A 16,917-nucleotide genomic window follows, 5' to 3' on the forward strand; every position below is an offset into this window, starting at 1 on the left:
CAGCCAGGAGGGAAGCAGGCAGAGCCCCTCGCGAAGAAGCGTCAGCGCGCTCGTCAGCCAAAAGAGCGCAAGCGCTTGAAGCAGCCCAGCTGCCGTATGAACGACACCGAGTTCAAACGCCTCACCGCCGCAGCCGCCCACTGCGAGATGTCCAACGCCGCCTTCCTCGCCTACGCCACCGACAAGGCCGCCCGCGACCTGACCCGCACCGCCGCCGAGATCGCCACCGAACGGGAAGTCATCGACGAACTGTTCGCCGCCCGCCGACACCTGGGCCGCATCCACGGCCTGTTCAACCAGGTCGCCAAGGCCCTCAACTCCGGTGCCGACGCACCCCACCTCGACGCCGCCGCCGAGGCAGTCCGAAGCGCCGCCCGACGCATGGAGGACGCCGCCGACGCCCTGCTCGCCCACCGCGACGGTGGTGCCGCTGAGTGATCCCCAGCATCCACGAGCGCGGCAGCAGGACGATCGGCCTCATCAACTACCTCTACGGGCCCGGCACCCACGAGGAGCACATCGACCCCCACTTGGTGGCCGCCTTCGATCCGCTCACCCCTGACCCCGGCCGCGACCCGAAGGCCACCTACGAGCAGCTTCAGCGGCTGCTCGACCAGCCCGTCAACGCCCTGCCCACCAGCCGGCGCCCCAAGAACCATGTCTGGCATCTGTCCGTGCGGGCTGCCCCGGAGGACCCGGTCCTGTCCGACGAGGACTGGGCCGCGATCGCCCGCCGCATGGTCGCCGTCACCGGCATCGCCCCCGACGGCGACGAGCAGGCATGCCGTTGGGCGGCCGTCCGCCACGCAGACGACCACATCCACATCATCGCCACCCTGGTCCGCGACGACGGCCGCCGGCCCCGCCTGCACAACGAGGCCCGCCGCGCCCAGGCCGAATGCCGCCGCGTCGAAGCCGACTACGGTCTGCGCCGCGTTTCGCCCGGGGATGGCACCGCCGCCAAACGCCCCACCAGCGCCGAACGCCACAAGGCGGAACGCCAGGGTCGCGAACGCCCCGCGCGCGAAGAGCTGCACGAGACCGTCCGCCAAGCGGTGGCCGGCGTCGCGAGCGAGGCGGCGTTCTTCGCCCGGCTCAAGGCCGCCGGGCTCCTGATCCGCCAGCGCGTCGCGCCGTCCGGGGACCTGCTCGGCTACAAGGTGGCCCTGCCCGGCGACGTGAACGACGACGGCGAGCCCATCTATTACGCCGGCTCCACGCTCGCCCCCGACCTCTCCTTGCCCCGCATCCGTAGGCGCTTCCCCACCATCCACGACGTCCACCAGGACGAGCAGGAAGCAGCCGCACGTCAGCCGACCGCCCGCTCACGTGCAGCTGTGTCGCCTCCGGCCGCCGCCCGGAGCTCGGCCGCCCGCGCCGCCTGGACCGTCCTGGTCACCCTCGACCAGGACTGCGACGGCGCCGCAGCGGCCCGCATCGCCGCCACCGGCGAGATCCTGGACACCCTCGCCCAGACCAGCGCATCGCACACTCGCCAGCAACTCCGTGACGCGGCCTGGGCGTTCGAGCGGGCCACCCGCTCCCACACCCGTGCCGAGTACCGGCATGCCCAGGCCCTGCGCCAAGCCGCTCGCGACCTCCGCTACAGCGGCCCGGCGCTGGGCCGCGGGGAGGACGACGCGACCACGGCGATGCTGATCGACACTCTGGTCTTCCTCGCCACCGCCGCCGCTCACTGGCACGCCCAGCGCCACCACGCCCAGCAGGCCGAGGCCGCCCGCCAGGCCGCCGCTCACCTGCGCGCCGCCTATGCTGCCGCCGCCGAGGAGCCCATGGCCCGCCTGCACGCCCAGGGCCTGCGCCTGCTCCAGCCCGTACGCGACTGGGCCGCCGCCCTCCTCCACGCCACAACACCCGAGATTGCCGAGGCGGTAGTGAACGAACCGGGCTGGCCCGCCTTGGCCGCCACCCTCACTCACGCCTACCAGGCGGGCCACAACCCCCAGGAGCTGCTGACCGAAGCCGTCACCCACCGGGAACTGGACACCGCCGGGTCGGTCAGCGACGTCCTTGTCTGGCGCCTGCGCCGCATCGCCGACCTGCCCGCCGACGCGGTCGAAGCACCACCTACTCGGCCCGCGCGCCACAGCACAACGGCCTCGTCTCCCGGCGCCGCTCAGGTCCCCGGTCAAGGCGGCGCACCACAGAGACGCCGCAGGTAATCCCGCTGCGGAGGCGCCTTTCGGTCATTGTTCGACCTGGGCGCCTCCGCGCACGTCTTGTGCGGGTTTGCGGTATGGCGGTGCTTCCTGTGTCCGAGGACGATGCCCCTCTGTGTCCGCCGCTGATCGTCGTGGCCGGCCGCCAGGAGACACGGGGGTGGGAACTTGTCATACGCGGAGCACCAGTCGGTGTTCTCGGCACCCGCAGTGCCATTGGGAACGGCGGCCAATGGCGGGGAGATCATCAGGCACGGGACCTACACCGAGGGCATCACGCGCCGGTTGAGCGCCGCCGCCTTCGCCCGTACGGACTGGCTGGCCGTGCTCCGTGCCGTACTGGCGCAGCTGTGGAAGAACCTGAAGGCCGCCGTACGGAAGCGTCTGCGATGGCTCTTCCCCGCCAAGGAGGCTGAGAAGGCCGCTAGTTCGTCGGAGCCGAAGCCGCCAGAGGTGGTGCTGGGGGAGGACTACGCGGTCTGGGTCCGCCGTCGGATCAAGAAGTCGGCGCGGCCGGTCCCGGTCTACGGCTTCCATCAGGAGCCGGTGGTGCACGCGTGTGATCGTGCCATCCAGCACATGCGAAGACGCCGAGGGGCGGTCATGGCCGTGGTCGCGGTCGTTGCCTGGCAGACCATCGCCGGCGCCCTCACTGCTGGCTGGGCCATCCTCGTCCTGCTGGCCGGGTTGTGGGGCGTCTACCTGGCCGAGCGCTACCTCGCCCAGCTGCGGCTCAACGCCCTGCTGGCTGGAGAACTCCACGCTCCTTCGACCGCGGTGCAGGCCCACGCCTTGCCGTACCTCCACGAACGTCGCGCAAACGGCGATCGGCACCGCTTCCTCGGCGCGGGTCTACAGGCATGGCAGGAGGCCGTCATCGGCATCGACGTCGAGCCCGCCCCTGAGGGCCAGGACGACGAAGACGACAGCACCAGGCCGCTTCCGGGCCTCGGCTCACCGGCACAAAAGCCGGGTCAGCCCGACATGGCCGAGGTGGCCAAGGCCGTCCTGGATGCGCTGGCGAAGCACAACAAGCCGGTGGCCCGAAATCCGCTGAAGCACTTCACCGCCGCCCAGTTGCACGCCCACATCGCGCGCCGTCTGGACGATCCGGCACCCTCCCATCACCGCGATCATCCGAAACTGCGCGTGGAGGTCATCGGGATCGCCGGCATCCACCACAAGCGCTGGGACCAGGTCGCCGACGACGCCTGGCGCGGCCTGCACGCCCTCGCCGTGGACAACATCGGCGACAAGCCCGCCGAGGAGGTCGCCCGCCGCTACATCTGGGCGCGGGTCACCGCTTGGAACGGCGACCTCGTCGCAGCCATACTCGTCCACTTCGCCTACCAGGGCGGCTTCCTGCGTGTCACCGTCCGCCCGCACATCATGGGCCCCCTCAACCCGAAGCTCGCCGGTCTCACGCCCGCAGATCCGCGCAGCCTGAAATGGCTGGGCCGCACCACGTTCAACGCCCTTGCCGACGTCTACGTCGGACTCGACCGGCTCATACGTCGCAAGGCCCGCAAGCGCCCCGAACTCGACCCGGGCAGCGGACCGGTCAGCCTCCGCGAGGTCTACAGCCTCCGCTGGCTGGAGGACATGCACATGCACGACGACGCCCGCTACTACGTGCAGATGATGCAACGCCGAGTCTTCGACTCCACCGAGATCTTCCTACGCGACCACAACGTCGACATCGCCGCCTACCGCCAACAGTCCACCGCCATCTACAACTTCGGCGTCATGAACGGCGGCACCATGACCGGCGCAGTCCAGGCCACGCCGTTCTCCGTCAACCCCTCCATGACGAACTAACCCAAGAGCCCGCCAGGAGCCCCCGCATGCCCATCCGTCGCCAGCCCGACCCGATCCCGAACGGCCCCAACTTCGGCATCATCAACACCGGCCACATGACCGGCCCCGCCCAAGCTGCGCCGTTCTCCCAGAACGCCACCCAGACCAACAACATCACCAACGAAGCCGTCGACAAGGCCCGCGACAGCATCGACGACCTGCGACGGCGCCTGGAAGAACTACGCGGCCAGTACCCCGAGGTGGACAGCGCCCTGCGCGACCTCGACATGATCGCCCCGCGGCTTGACGAACCCGCTCAGGACCCCGGCACTCTGCGCTACATGCTCCAGAACCTCGTCGAACGCTGCGGCGGAATCCCCGGCGTCCTCGCCGCAGCCCAGCTCGTCCAGTCGACGGTCACAGCCCTGCTACCCGGATCCTGAGGGTCCTAGCGGGCGTTTCCTGAATGAACAGAGCGAGCGTCCACCGAGTGAACGCCGCTCCCGTTTCCTGAGTGAACAGCTGGGAATCTCGCGGTCAACGCAAGGAAGGTAGACAGCGCTACGCTTCCTTGGCGTACTCGACGAATGCCGCCCAGCTGCCTCGCTGGACGGCCAGCATTCCCCGCCCGCGCACCTTCGTGTCCCGAACCAGCACGTGCTCAGGGTCGTTGTCGGCCACTTCAACGCAGTTCTGCGTCTCTGTGTAGGAGCTGGTTCGCCAGTTCGGGGTCATCGGCTGCACGGGGCGCTCTCCTAGTCGTTCGGGATCTGGTCGTAGTGCTGGATCGCCGTGGAGATGAGGTCTCGGACGGCGGTGCCGTAGACCGCTGACTGCTTCAGGAGGGCGAACGCCTTGGTGTACAGCTCGATTTCACGGGGCTGGGAGACGGAGAACTCCGCCGAGTAGGTCTCGACGAGGACGAGTCGGCTGTCGAACATCGAGAACGCGTTGCCCGGCCATATGAAGGTGGGCGCGGACTTGGGGACGATGCCCAGGCTGAGGCGCGGCAGCCTCATCACCGCCAGCAGACGGTCGAGCTGCCCCTTCATCACCTCCGGGCCGCCGAAGTTGGTGTAGAGGGCCTGTTCACCGAGGAGGACGTTGAAGATGCGTTCGCCCTGGTACAGGTACTGCTGGCGTTCGAGTCGCTTCGCCACGGCCGCTTCCGTGTCGTTGGGTATCTCGTAGTAGCTGACGCCCTGTTGGAAGACCTCGGCGGCGTAGTCCGCCGTCTGGAGGGTTCCCCAGATGAGTGTGGGGTGCCAGATGCGGAAGACCTTGGTCTTGGCATAGACCGGGATGGCTTGGCGCTGTCGTTTCTCGACGCCGGTCTGGAGTTGCCGACGCCATTCGAGCCACAGCTCGTCGACATGGCGGACGATCGCGACCAGATCGCCGAGCTGGTCGCCTTGGCCGGTCGTCTCGCACCAGACGCGGATGTCGTCCTCGCTGGGGCGCTGCTTGCCGTTCTCGATGCGGGAGACCTTCGACTCCTGCCACGCAGTGGCGCGTGCGAATGCCCGGCCGCTGGCGAAACCGGCATCCTTGCGGAAGCCGCGCAGCCGGGCACCGAGCGCTTGCAGTGCCTCTTGTACTTGGGTGCTCACGGGTCGGTCAGGGCTTGTACTCGGGGTGCGGGGTGGCGGCGGACCACAGCAGGTCCCGTAGGCGTACGCACTCGGCCACGGTGTCGGGGTCCTCGATCAGTTCTGACCCGAGCACCCTGCCGTCGGGGGCGAAGTGGCCCACGGCGAGCAGGCGGTCGTCGTACAGCCACCAGTCGTTGCCTCCCACGGGGAAGATGATGCCCTCCGGCAGGCGGTGCCGGGGCAGCCAGCGGATCTCCTCGCCGGCCTCCTCGTTCAGAGCGGTGGTGGCGTGCTCCCACTGGATGTAGGGAGTGTGCGGCTCGGTGACCACTCGGACGCGTCGGACGGTTTTCCCTTCACCCGTGACGCGCCTGATGAGCCGCGTCCAGGGGTCCATGTAGGAGTAGTCGACGGTCTCGCCGCTGAGCCAGCTCGTGAACGGGCTGTCCTCGTCGGGGACGGAGTAGTCGTCCCTCAGCTCCAGATGGAATGCGTCCTGCGCGAAGCTCTCAAAGAGCTGGTTGCGCTTGGCGCTGGAGATCAGCTCCACGCGGTTCCTCCAGTAGGGCGGTGATCGCGGCCTTGGGGACCTCGACCACGGTCTCGTAATCCGGAATCTCCATCTGGGCCAGCGCCTCGGGGTCGGTCACCTCGCGGCCCTGGACGACGAACGTACCGCTCGGCGTCAGGATCATGATCGGATCCTCGACGCGCCTGATCTCCCCGGCCGCCAGGCCGTCCTTGGTGAGGTGCTCGAACAGCTCTGTGGGCACCTCCACCGCCGTCTCCCCCTCCGGGATCTCAAGCTGCATCAGCAGGTCGTTCGCGAAGATCTTCCAGCCCTGGACGAGGTAGGTGTCCCGGTCTGTGGCGTACAGGGTCGGGCAGTCGCCGACCGTGGAGTTCTTACCAAGGAACCGTAGCTTCATGGCCGTTCTCCTGTCTGCTGCCTTGCTTGGGTTTGCGCGACATGACGATGGTCGACGGGCGGTTGTGGGCCGTCAATCCGCTTGCTGCAAACTCGCGCAATCTCCTTGGGACTTGGGTGACGGCCGCTCTACGTTCGTCTCCGAACCCGAGCAACCGAGGCAGTCGCCGCAGGTTGCGGTACCGAGGGGAGATGCGTGGTGAGCACCGTGACGGACAGACGCAAGGCTCCAGCCGTCGACAAACAGCCCATCGACACGGAGCTGATCGCGGACAGCACCGACGCCGCCCTGAGGATGAAGCTGGGCACCTCCACCCGCGAGAGCATCGACATCAGGACCACGGCCGTCATCGAGCAGCTGAACCGGCTTCTCGGCGTGGACCTGGGCGCGGACGAGGACCCCGACATCAGGAGTCTGGTCAGCCGGGCGAACAAGCTGCTGGAGCTGTCAGCGCGTCCTACGAAGGAGACGCCGGCCTTCAGCGCCTTCTTCTATATGCGCGACGTCGCCAGTCTTACCCGTCGGCTGCTGTGGGTCTGCCCGGAGGCAGGCGGCCATGCGCCCTGATCACCCCGTGCTCCTTCATCTCTCTCCCCCGCCGGCACGCGCCGTCCGCGAGCCTGAGTCCGGGTTCTGGTGTGAATGGCATCTCGCGGACGGGCGGCGCATCAGCTGTGCCGCGCAGCCGACCGCCGCCTCGGCTGTCCGATGGGCACGCATTCAAGTCCGCGTCATCGCCTCGGCCGCTGAGCCGGTCTCCATCGACCTCCTCGTGGACCGACGTGCCCAGAGCTGGCGGGACGCCGTCTCAGCTCTTCAACAGGGTGTGGATTTCACACTGCCGCTCGCAGCGGGGCCGTGCACCTTCGTATGGCATGCACGCCCCGTCGCCTTTCTGCCCCTCGTCGGCGGTAACCCGATGCCCCATCTCCCGGGAGGAGGCACGCCATGGGGGTGAGGCCAGGAGAGTTGTGGAGCCGCTTCGACTGGGCGACCGGCAACTGCTTCAGGTGCGAGCAGACGAACGTCCCCGTGGCCGAGGTCGGCGAGATCACGGTGGCGGGCACGGTGCTTCCCCTCTGCGCCTGCCAGTGGTGCGTCTTCAGGCTCGAACAGCTCCACTGGACGATGAGCGAGCGCGCCGCCCGCCAGCGGAATGCCCCGGCTCCCGCACAGCCCATCCCCCTCAGCCAGTGGCCCACCAAGGTGCCACTCAACAGACCGCCCGCCCACGTCGCGTAGGAGAACGGCCGCGTCCTGGGCGGGCCTTCAACCCCGCTCCCGCTGTTCGAGCTGGAGGTATCCCCGACCTCAGAAGGACAGGTCACAGCGGGAGCGGGCCGCGCCACCACGAGAAGAGAGAGCCACCTTGGCAACCGAGGAACCAGACGACGACACGTTGTTCGACCTGATCGGCGCCGTCGGTGCCGGAATCAACGCCAGTAAGGACGAGGGCCTTCCCCTTGACGTGCGCGAACTCGCCGCTGACCTGGCTGGCAACACCGCAGACAGGCTGGCCCAGTTCAAGAAGACGACGTAGTGCCGAGAAGGAGAAGGCCCGTGAATGACACTCCCGCCCCGACGGCCGAGCAGCACAACGCCCCCGAATCCGAACAGCAGTTGCGTGACGCGATGGTGGAGCAGCTGATCGAACTGGGCGCCGCGCGCAGTGCCCGCGTCGTGGCCGCGTTCCGCTCGGTCCCCCGGCACCTGGCCACCCCTGAAGTGGAGATGGCCAAGACGTACGAGGCTGAGTTCGCGGCCATCACGAAGACGGACCCGACGGGTGTGAACATCAGCTCGGTGTCCGCCCCGCGCATCCAGGCCATGCAGATCGAGCAAGCGGACATCCGGCCGGGGATGAGCGTCCTGGAGATCGGCTCCGGCGGGGTGAACGCGGCCTACCTCGCCGAGATGGTGGGCGAGCGGGGCCACGTCGTCACGATGGACATCGACCGCGACGTCACCCGGCGTGCGGAGGAGTTCCTCAAGGCGACCGGCTACGACCGGATCGTCACCGTGATCACAGCCGACGGCGAGCACGGCGTGCCCGGCCACGCGCCGTACGACCGCATCGTCGTCACCGTGCAGGCCGCCGACATCCCACCCGCCTGGGTCCACCAGCTGAAGGAGGGCGGTCGGCTCGTGGTGCCGCTGCGGATGCGTGGCATGACCCGCACGGTGGCGTTCGTCCGCGACAGGGAGCGGCTCGTCAGTGACGGGTTCGAGCTGTGCGGGTTCGTCCCGATGCAAGGCGTCGGGGAGAACCGCGTACGCCTGGCAGTGCTCCACGACGTGGAAGAGGAGGAGATCGCCCTCCGCCTCGACGGCCATCCCGATCCCGACGCCGCGGCCCTGCGGGTGGCCCTGGGTATGCCCCGTGTCGAGGCGTGGTCAGGCGTCACCGTGGCCGGTGACGAGTCCACCGAGCACCTGGACCTGTGGCTGACCACCGCCCTCGACAACCTTCCCCTGATGGCGGCCAAGATCGGCGCACGAGAGCGTGGACTGGTCGCCTCCGCGTCGCCGATCGGCGTCCCCACGCTGGTGGACGGTGACAGCTTCGCCTACCGCACCGCGCGCCCCACCGACGACCCGGACCGGTACGAACTCGGGGCGATCGGCCACGGCCCGCAGGGACAGAAGGTCGCGGACCGCCTGGTGGAGGAGATCCAGGTCTGGCACGGCGACCACCGGGCCCAGCGTGCGCACATCGAGGTCCACCCGGCGGGTACGCCAGACGACCAGCTTCCCGCAGGCCGGCTCGTCGACCGGCCCCACACCCGGGTCACGATCACCTGGCCGTGACGCCGTCGGCGGCGCCACGGCCAGGCCGGCACAGCACATCCCACCCGCCCTTTCCTGTGAGGAGTACGTGATGGCACCGCAGAACCCCGCCACAACGCTGAAGGCCGCGACCGACTACAGCACCACCGCCGGGTCGGACTTCGACCTCGACATCGAGACCCTCGCCTCCGCCCCGGTCATCGGCTCGCTGCTGAACGACACCAGCGACAACTGCACCTCCACCTGCCAGTCCGCCTGCACCAACAGCACCTGCATCGGCGGCTGACCCACCGGGGGCCGGGCGGAATCTGACCCGCCCGGCCCGCGCACCACCGTGACGAAGGACGAAGAAGGAGGCACAGGGGTGTACCGCGCAATCGATGCGGGCATGATCCGCGCGTCAGTCTTCCCGCTGGCGGCGACGCTTCCTCCTTGGCCCGACCTGGATGGGGAAGCCCTCGCCGACGTCGAACGCCGACGCGACTGGATCGCCCAGGTCTGGGCGGACGACACCCGGGCTGCCGCTATCGAGTTCGCCGGGCCGCTCCTCGCCGCTGCCATCCGCGACGTGCTCGACGGAGAGCGGCAACGGCCGCGCACCGTCCGGCGCATCGTGGCCTCGCTCGCCCGCTACCTGCTGCGGATGCAGCACCGCGCCACACCGTTCGGGCTGTTCGCCGGCCCTGCCCCCGTGAGGATCGGCGGTACGGCTCGGGTGACGTGGGGGAAGGAGCACCGTGCTTTCGCCCGGGCCGATGCCGAGTTGTTGAACGCCGCCATCACCGCCTTGGAAGGCAACCGGGAGGTGTTGCGGCGCCTGCCCGTGGTGGCAGATCCGACCTGCACGGTACGAGGCAGTCGGGTGGCAGTGCCGCACCAGTCCGGCACGCATGGCCCTACCGACACCACTCTGCGCCGGACCCGAGCCGTGGAAGCGGTGCTGACCTTGGCCCGTACGCCGATCATGGTCGGCGACCTGGTGGGCAAACTCCACGGCGACTACCCGGATACGCCGCCTGCGGTGATCGAGGACATGGTGTCCAGCCTCGTCGCCCATCGGGTCCTGCTGACGAGCCTCCACGCCCCCATGACGTGCGACGACGCGCTCGGGCATGTCATCGCGCAGCTGGACGCCACGGGGGCCGCCGCCGCATCAGGTGGGGCGGCGACGGCCGCGGAGCTGCGAAAGATCCACCAGCTGCTCACTCTGCACGACGACATCGCTGTCCAGGGTGAGCAGCAGGCCCTGCGCGTCCAGGCGGCTGCGCGGATGAACACCCTCACCGGAGGCACCACCGCACGCACCCTGGTCGTGAACGTGCGCCCCGACTGCGACATCGTCCTGCCGACAGCGGTAACGCGGGAAGCGGAGCGTGCCCTGGAGGTCATCTCCCGCATCTCGCCGTACCCGAACGGCTCTCCGGCGTGGCAGGACTACCGGACGCGGTTCCTGGAGCGCTACAGCATGGGCGCGATCGTCCCCCTGCGCGACCTCACCGACCCGGACACCGGCCTCGGCTTCCCCGTCGGCTACCGCGGCACGGTCCTGAAGCGGCCGGTGCTGGCCACGACCCACCGCGACGAACACCTCCTCGCTCTCGCCCAGTCTGCGGCCCTGAACGATCGGCGCGAAGTCGTCCTCACCGATGAGGACATCGAGGCCATGTCACTCGGGGAACCCACGCAGGTGCCCGCGCACGTCGAACTGTGCTTCACCGTGCTGTCCCCCTCACTGGAGGACCTGGAGCACGGCCGGTTCAACCTGGTGACCGCCGGTCTGTCCCTCGCGGCCGGCACCACCACGGGCCGTTTCCTGACGATGCTGGACCAGTCGGACCGCGACCGGATGTCCGCCGAGTACGCCGCCCTGCCAACGCTGGCCACCGGAGCCGTACGCGGGCAGATGTCCAGCTCGCCTCTGCGTATCCCGACCCGCAACGTCGGCCGCGCCCCAGCCGTCGTCCCGCACGTCCTCTCGGTCGGCGAGCACAACCCGGACGCCACTATCGACCTGGACGACCTCGGGGTCGTCGCCGACTCCCAACACCTCTACCTGGTCTCCATCCCCACCGGGCAGCTCATCGAGCCCTCGGTCATGAACGCCGTGGAACTCAGCAGCGCCACCCACCCCCTCGTCCGCTTCGTCACCGAACTGCACCGCTCCCACACCGCCATCCTCACCCCCTTCGCCTGGGGCGCAGCGGCCCGGCTGCCGTTCCTGCCCGAAGTCCGCGTCGGCCGCACCATCCTGTCCGCCGCCTGCTGGCGGCTGAACGCACGCGACCTCGGCGATGACAGTCGCGCCTGGATGTTCCACTTCACCGACTGGCGCATCCGCTACGGCGTACCCCGCACCGTGTACGTCGGCGGCAACGACCAACGGCTCCGCCTCGACCTCGACATCAGCGCCCACCGGCAACTCCTGCGCGCAGAACTGGACCGCCACGGAACCGTGACCGTGCACGAAGCGCCCGACGAGACGGCGTTCGGCTGGGTCGGCCGCGCCCACGAATTCACCGTGTCCTTCGCTTCCGACCAACCGCCTTCCCCTGCACCGATCAACCGCACGGCAACCGTCGTCCGACATGACTCCAGCCGCCTGCCCGGCGCCGGCGAGTGGGCCTACCTGAAGCTGTACGGCAACGCCGACCGCGCACCCGAGCTCCTGACCGCGCACCTCCCGCGCCTCCTCCACGACCGGGACGCCGACGCACCGACGTGGTGGTTCACCCGTTACAACGACCCCGACAGCCACCTCCGGCTGCGACTCCGCCTCCCGGACCCGAACGCCTTCGGTGAGGTGGCACAGCACGTCGCCGCCTGGGCAGGTGAGCTGCGCGCGGATGGCCTGCTCCAACGTGTCCAGTGGGACACCGACGAGCCGGAGACTGGCCGCTACGGCACTGGTCCCGCCCTCACCGCAGCCGAACAGGTCTTCGCCGCAGACTCCGCCGCCGCCCTCGCACAGATTGCCCTCCCCATCCCCGACAGCCTCCGGCCCGCCGTCACCGCCAGCAGCTTCGTCGACATCGCCGACGCCTTCCTCGGCTCCCCAGCGGACGGACAGGCATGGCTCACGACGAACCTCCTGAAGAACGACGGCGAAGCCACCACCCGAGACGTACTCTCCGCCGCCGTCCGCTTCTCTGCCCCAGGCCCCGACCGCACCGCCCTGCGGATCTTGCCCAACGGTGAGCACCTCGTTGCGACGTGGGCCACACGTCGCGCTGCCCTGACTGCCTACCGCCAGGCTCTCGAAGCGCACGGTGCCGACCCCGCCGCGGTTCTGCCGTCCCTCCTGCACATGCACCACAACCGGGCCGCCGGCGTCGCACCCGACAGCGAAGCCATCTGCCGCCGCCTGGCCCGCGCCGCCGCCCTTTCCTGGACCGCGAGACAAGAAGGAGCCCTGCGGTGACCACCGCTCCACCCGCCCTGGACACGGACGCCACCCACCGGCAGTCCCTCGCCCAAGGCTCCCTCGGCATCGCCCTGCTCCACGTCGAACGCGCCCGCCAGGGCACCGGATCCTGGCAGACCGCCCACCGGCAACTCTCCGCCGTCGGCGCCCTGTTGGACAGCGACGAAACGGGCCTTTTCCTCGGCGCACCCGCGATGGCGTACGTGCTGCACTGGACCGCCGACGGCAGCAACCGGTACTTCGGCGCCCTGCAGACCCTCGACCGGATCCTCGCCGCTCACACCCGACGCCGACTGGCAGCAGCTCACGCCCGCATCGACCGTAGCGAGCCGACCACCTTCGCCGAGTACGACCTCCTGCGCGGCCTGACCGGCCTCGGCGCCCTCCTCCTACGCCGCGCCCCCGAGGGCGACGAACTGAAGGGCGTACTGGAATACCTGGTGCGCCTGACCGAGCCACTCGCCACCGCCGACGGGCGACCCCGCCTGGGCTGGTGGGTGAGCCACAGCCCCGTCAACCTCACTGCTCCCACCCTCGACGGCCACGCCAACGCCGGCCTCGCCCACGGCATCACCGGCCCGCTCGCCCTCCTCGCACTCGCGAAACTCCGCGGCATCACCGTGCCCGGCCACGAGAAGGCGATGCTGCGGATCTGCCACTGGCTGGACCAGATACGCGTGAACGACCACCGAGGCACCCGCTGGCCACGCTGGATCACCGGCGCCACCACCGTGCCCCCACACCTAGCCGCCCCCTCTTGGTGCTACGGCACCCCCGGCCTGGCCCGCGCCCACCAACTCGCCGCCCTCGCCCTGAACGACCCCGACCGCAAACGCATGGCCGAACGAGCACTCCTCTACTGCCTGGCCGACCCCACCCAGCTCGACCAACTCACCAGCCGCGGCCTGTGCCACGGCCTCGGCGGCCTACTCCGCGTCGTACAGCGCATCACCCAGGACGCCGACGAACCACGAGCCTTCGTCCACCACCTGCCACAGCTAACCGAACGCTTCGCCACCACCGGGCCTCCAACCGAGACCGGCTTCCTCAACGGCTCCGTCGGGGCAACCCTTGCCTTCCAGAACATCCAAGAAGGTGCCCTCCCCACCAGCGACTGGGACGCGTGCCTTCTCCTCATCTGACCGTTGCCACCGAAAGGATCTGGATGGAACTGACCGACAGCAGCACCATCGAGCGGGCCGTCCTGGCCGTCCTCACCGGCACCCCGCTCGCGGAAGCCGCCGGCCAGGCACAGACATCTTCTGCATCTCTCGCCGAAGCCACCGAGCGATACCGCGACGCCGGGCGAGCCGCGCTCAGCACCGGGGTCGAATCGTCCGACTGGTTCCAGGCGAACATCGAGTTCCCCGACTATTCGACCGCCGAACGCGCCTTTCATACCTACCTGCTAGCGCCCTTACGACGGGCGACAGACAGCGGGGTAATCGGTAGTTGGTGGTTCATCCGCAAACACCCGTGCTGGCGCTTCCGCGCCGTCCCCGGTCCGCGATCGACCGCGGACAAGATGTCGAAGAACATCGCTGCACTCCTAGACACCGCAGTATCGGGAGGCGGCGTCAGCCGCTGGTGGCCGTCACATTACGAACCGGAGACCACCGCCTTCGGCGGCCCGGACGGCATGAGCATTGCCCACGACCTGTTCCACACCGACAGCCTCGGCATCCTCGACTACCTGCACCACCCACACGGGGACGAAAGCAACCTCCTCGACTCCAAGACCACCTCCCTCCTCCTCATCAGCCTCTTCCTCCGCGCCGCAGGACAAGAATGGAGCGAGCAAGGCGACGTCTGGGCCTGCGTTGAGGCAGCGCGCCCCCTGCCCGATGATGTCCCGCTCGATCGCGTGACCACGATGACCCCCGCAATGCACAAACTCCTGACGACCGACGCCACCACTGCTCTCTCGGCCAGCGGCCCACTCTTCCCCATCGCCGGATGGTCCTCCGGTATGGAGCACACCGGTCGGCTAATCGGCCGCGCTGGGCGCGACGGGCGGCTCCACCTCGGAACACGCGGCATCCTGGCCCGGCACATCCTCTTCCACTGGAACCGCATGGGCTTCACCCCCCGCCAGCAAGGCATCTGGGCGCGAGCCGCACGAGAGACGATCCTCGGGGACTTGGTGACAGACTGGCATTGGTCGCCCTCGTCCAAGGGCATCTGCTGAGGCGGACGCCCTCTCCGAAATGCAGCCTTGCCCCGGCGAGCCTATGCGGTCACAGCACCAGACGACTGGGAGCACCGAGCAGCTCGGCGCCGGTTCAACTCACTTGCGATGCCAGCGAGCAGGCCGCTAATTGTGCACTCCGCCGCGGCAAAACGAGACGTGATCCCTCGCACCGTGCCGCTATCGTCTCTGGCCATGAGACTGAAGCCAGGGGTTTCCCTGGAGCGTGCCCAGGCCGCGCTGCGCGAGGCCCTCAACCTGTTGATGAACGCCCAGTCTGGCCAGCGTTACGAGTCGGCCTGGCAGACGTATGCGGTCGCCATCGACCAGGCTCTGCCACACTTGGCCGTCTTCGCCGAGCCCAGCCTGGCTGACGCCTTGCTCTCCCCCACGTACTGGCACCTGTTTCCGATCGCCGGGATCGGCCCGGAGGCAAACCGTGTCGTCTACCGCGAGCTGCGCACGCAGATCGAGGCGCTAGAGCGGGCCGAGGCGGAGCTCGAGAAGCTCAAGCAGTACGCCGAGCACCCTGGGGCACCGGTGGTCCTGGACACCAACATCCTCAACTGGTGGGACCAGCCGCACACCATCAACTGGCAGCAGCTCTTCAAGGACGAGGGAATCGTCGCGCCGCTCGCTCGCTTGGTAGTGCCCCTGGTCGTGATCGAGGAGCTCGACCGGCAGAAGTACGGCGACGGGCTGTTGGCCAAACGCGCCGCCACTGCGATCCGCTACCTCGACCGGAAGCTCACTGGTGTCGTCCCCGGCACCCCCGTGGAGCTCACCAAGCACGCCACCTTGGAGGTCAGCCTCGATCAGCTGCCGCACCCGTCTGGGGTAGACGCGGACCTGCGCATCCTCACATGTGCGGCCGACCTCGACCAGCTGCTCCCAGATGCCGGCACCCGGGTGCTGACCGACGATACGAATATGCGGCTGCGCGCCGCGCACATGGCCCTGAGAACCCTGCGACTGCCCGAGAACCATCGCAAGCCAGGCACAGCCATGAGCGGCACATGACGTCCCCGGATTGACGAGACATCATCTCAGCGCGGCGGGTGGAATAGGGGATAGCCAGCCAGTCCCACCGAGTCGATCAGCCGCAAGAGCATGGCCCTGCACCTGGTCCATGCAGGACCACACGCGCTTGTAGGGGAATCTGTTACGGCGTGCGACGTGGGAGCTCGCATGCACCGTCGGCAGCCTGCTGGGTGCGCCTGCGAGCCCGTTCCGCCGCCGCTCAGGAGCGCCAGCACAACGAGCACGAGTAACAGGCCGCCCCTCCACCAGCTACAACGGCAACCGGAGCACTGAGCCGACGAGCATGAGGGCGGACGTAGTAGCCGTTGCTCCTGCAGTGCCCACGAACGTGCGTCGTCGAGCCCGCCGAAGCGGGTCGCGAACCATGCGCGGTCGTTCGAAGGCGGGACGTGATGGCAGGGCGGACCGAGCTGGAGGCGGACGACGCCCTGGGGCGTCGGGTGTAAGGGCGGATGTTGCGTCAAGAGATCGCCTCAGGTACGTGAGACCAATCCGGGCATCGACACAACGGTCCAGGCGACATACGCGAGCCCTCGCACGACCCCGCCACGCAAGCCGAGGACCGGCGGCCAAGCAAGATCAAGTTAGGGCGAGTGAAGATCCCATCTTGATTCGAAACTGCTGTCCGACGCTCAGCGACTCGGACACTCACCGCCATCGCTCCAGGACCAAGTCGACTCGCCCATGCAGTCGGCCGGAAAGATCGTCATCCAGCCTCGCACCACCAATTGGAGACCATCGCGTAACCATAAGCGCCCTGCCAGGCAATGTTAAACCCAGGAATCGGCAGTCACACTGACCACCAATCAGATAGCCTGAGTAGCCCCGCTGATAAGGAGACCAGGAAGTCGGACCAGGCGAGTCGCCTCGTCGACCACGAGGACACAGCATTCCCACACAACGAACCTTTCGAACATTCGATCGAATAAAGCAGGCAGCAGTCGGTGATCCACATTGCGGGTTGCACACAGGGCCACATTGG

General features: G+C 68.6%; 17 protein-coding genes. 13 read left to right on the top strand and 4 right to left on the bottom strand.

Annotated elements, in window-relative coordinates:
• Positions 1-96: 96 nt before the first annotated feature.
• The 4 genes from SMA5143A_RS34535 to SMA5143A_RS34550 all read left to right on the top strand — a co-directional run bounded on the left by SMA5143A_RS34535 (position 97) and on the right by SMA5143A_RS34550 (position 4,420).
• Complete coding sequence (locus tag SMA5143A_RS34535) at positions 97-438, top strand: plasmid mobilization relaxosome protein MobC (RefSeq protein ID WP_107466764.1); 342 nt, start codon at positions 97-99, stop codon at positions 436-438.
• Positions 435-2,183 (top strand): relaxase/mobilization nuclease domain-containing protein, encoded by a 1,749-nt coding sequence (locus tag SMA5143A_RS34540; RefSeq protein ID WP_107466765.1) that lies wholly within the window; start codon positions 435-437, stop codon positions 2,181-2,183. Before SMA5143A_RS34535 ends, SMA5143A_RS34540 begins: the two co-directional genes overlap by 4 nt.
• A 165-nt stretch (positions 2,184-2,348) precedes the next feature.
• The gene (locus tag SMA5143A_RS34545) at positions 2,349-3,998 is read left to right on the top strand and encodes a hypothetical protein (protein WP_258193897.1); all 1,650 of its coding nucleotides are present in this window, start codon (positions 2,349-2,351) and stop codon (positions 3,996-3,998) included.
• A 26-nt stretch (positions 3,999-4,024) separates the two neighbouring features.
• Positions 4,025-4,420: a hypothetical protein gene (locus SMA5143A_RS34550; protein WP_107466766.1), complete on the top strand. Its 396-nt coding sequence runs from the start codon at positions 4,025-4,027 to the stop codon at positions 4,418-4,420.
• 118 nt (positions 4,421-4,538) lie between these two features.
• On the opposite strand, the gene SMA5143A_RS34555 is transcribed toward SMA5143A_RS34550, so the two are convergent.
• The 4 genes from SMA5143A_RS34555 to SMA5143A_RS34570 are packed head-to-tail and all read right to left on the bottom strand — an operon-like array spanning position 4,539 to position 6,498.
• Positions 4,539-4,712: a DUF397 domain-containing protein gene (locus tag SMA5143A_RS34555; RefSeq protein ID WP_181362152.1), complete on the bottom strand. Its 174-nt coding sequence runs from the start codon at positions 4,710-4,712 to the stop codon at positions 4,539-4,541.
• 20 nt (positions 4,713-4,732) lie between these two features.
• Positions 4,733-5,587 carry a helix-turn-helix domain-containing protein gene (locus SMA5143A_RS34560; RefSeq protein WP_107466768.1) on the bottom strand — a complete coding sequence of 285 codons (855 nt, stop codon included), beginning with the start codon at positions 5,585-5,587 and terminating at the stop codon, positions 4,733-4,735.
• A 7-nt stretch (positions 5,588-5,594) separates the two neighbouring features.
• On the bottom strand, positions 5,595-6,119 hold the full coding sequence (locus SMA5143A_RS34565; protein WP_107466769.1) for a DUF6879 family protein: 525 nt from the start codon (positions 6,117-6,119) through the stop codon (positions 5,595-5,597).
• Positions 6,079-6,498, bottom strand: coding sequence for a hypothetical protein (locus SMA5143A_RS34570; RefSeq protein ID WP_099970899.1), 420 nt, complete (start codon positions 6,496-6,498; stop codon positions 6,079-6,081). The genes SMA5143A_RS34565 and SMA5143A_RS34570 overlap by 41 nt, the downstream gene beginning before the upstream one ends.
• Before the next feature lie 198 nt (positions 6,499-6,696).
• Here SMA5143A_RS34570 and SMA5143A_RS34575 point away from each other — a divergent pair, with 198 nt between their 5' ends.
• From SMA5143A_RS34575 to SMA5143A_RS34610, 9 genes are all read left to right on the top strand, one after another.
• Positions 6,697-7,065 carry a hypothetical protein gene (locus SMA5143A_RS34575; protein WP_107466770.1) on the top strand — a complete coding sequence of 123 codons (369 nt, stop codon included), beginning with the start codon at positions 6,697-6,699 and terminating at the stop codon, positions 7,063-7,065.
• A 381-nt stretch (positions 7,066-7,446) separates the two neighbouring features.
• Positions 7,447-7,740 carry a hypothetical protein gene (locus tag SMA5143A_RS34580; RefSeq protein ID WP_107466771.1) on the top strand — a complete coding sequence of 98 codons (294 nt, stop codon included), beginning with the start codon at positions 7,447-7,449 and terminating at the stop codon, positions 7,738-7,740.
• A 127-nt stretch (positions 7,741-7,867) separates the two neighbouring features.
• On the top strand, positions 7,868-8,038 hold the full coding sequence (locus SMA5143A_RS43210) for a hypothetical protein (protein WP_181362146.1): 171 nt from the start codon (positions 7,868-7,870) through the stop codon (positions 8,036-8,038).
• Positions 8,039-8,058: 20 nt separating this feature from the next.
• Positions 8,059-9,306 (top strand): methyltransferase, FxLD system, encoded by a 1,248-nt coding sequence (gene fxlM, locus SMA5143A_RS34585; protein WP_107466772.1) that lies wholly within the window; start codon positions 8,059-8,061, stop codon positions 9,304-9,306.
• 70 nt (positions 9,307-9,376) lie between these two features.
• On the top strand, positions 9,377-9,571 hold the full coding sequence (locus tag SMA5143A_RS34590; protein ID WP_107466773.1) for an FxLD family lanthipeptide: 195 nt from the start codon (positions 9,377-9,379) through the stop codon (positions 9,569-9,571).
• Positions 9,572-9,673: 102 nt separating this feature from the next.
• Positions 9,674-12,703, top strand: coding sequence for a lantibiotic dehydratase (locus tag SMA5143A_RS34595; protein WP_107466774.1), 3,030 nt, complete (start codon positions 9,674-9,676; stop codon positions 12,701-12,703).
• Complete coding sequence (locus tag SMA5143A_RS34600) at positions 12,700-13,848, top strand: lanthionine synthetase LanC family protein (RefSeq protein ID WP_107466775.1); 1,149 nt, start codon at positions 12,700-12,702, stop codon at positions 13,846-13,848. Before SMA5143A_RS34595 ends, SMA5143A_RS34600 begins: the two co-directional genes overlap by 4 nt.
• Before the next feature lie 23 nt (positions 13,849-13,871).
• Complete coding sequence (locus SMA5143A_RS34605) at positions 13,872-14,894, top strand: thiopeptide-type bacteriocin biosynthesis protein (RefSeq protein WP_107466776.1); 1,023 nt, start codon at positions 13,872-13,874, stop codon at positions 14,892-14,894.
• Positions 14,895-15,089: 195 nt separating this feature from the next.
• Positions 15,090-15,914, top strand: a complete 825-nt coding sequence (locus SMA5143A_RS34610) for a PIN domain-containing protein (RefSeq protein WP_181362147.1) — start codon at positions 15,090-15,092, stop codon at positions 15,912-15,914.
• Positions 15,915-16,917: the final 1,003 nt, after the last annotated feature.

The sequence above is a fragment of the Streptomyces sp. MA5143a genome, from assembly GCF_900290235.1.
Classification (GTDB): Bacteria; Actinomycetota; Actinomycetes; order Streptomycetales; family Streptomycetaceae; genus Streptomyces.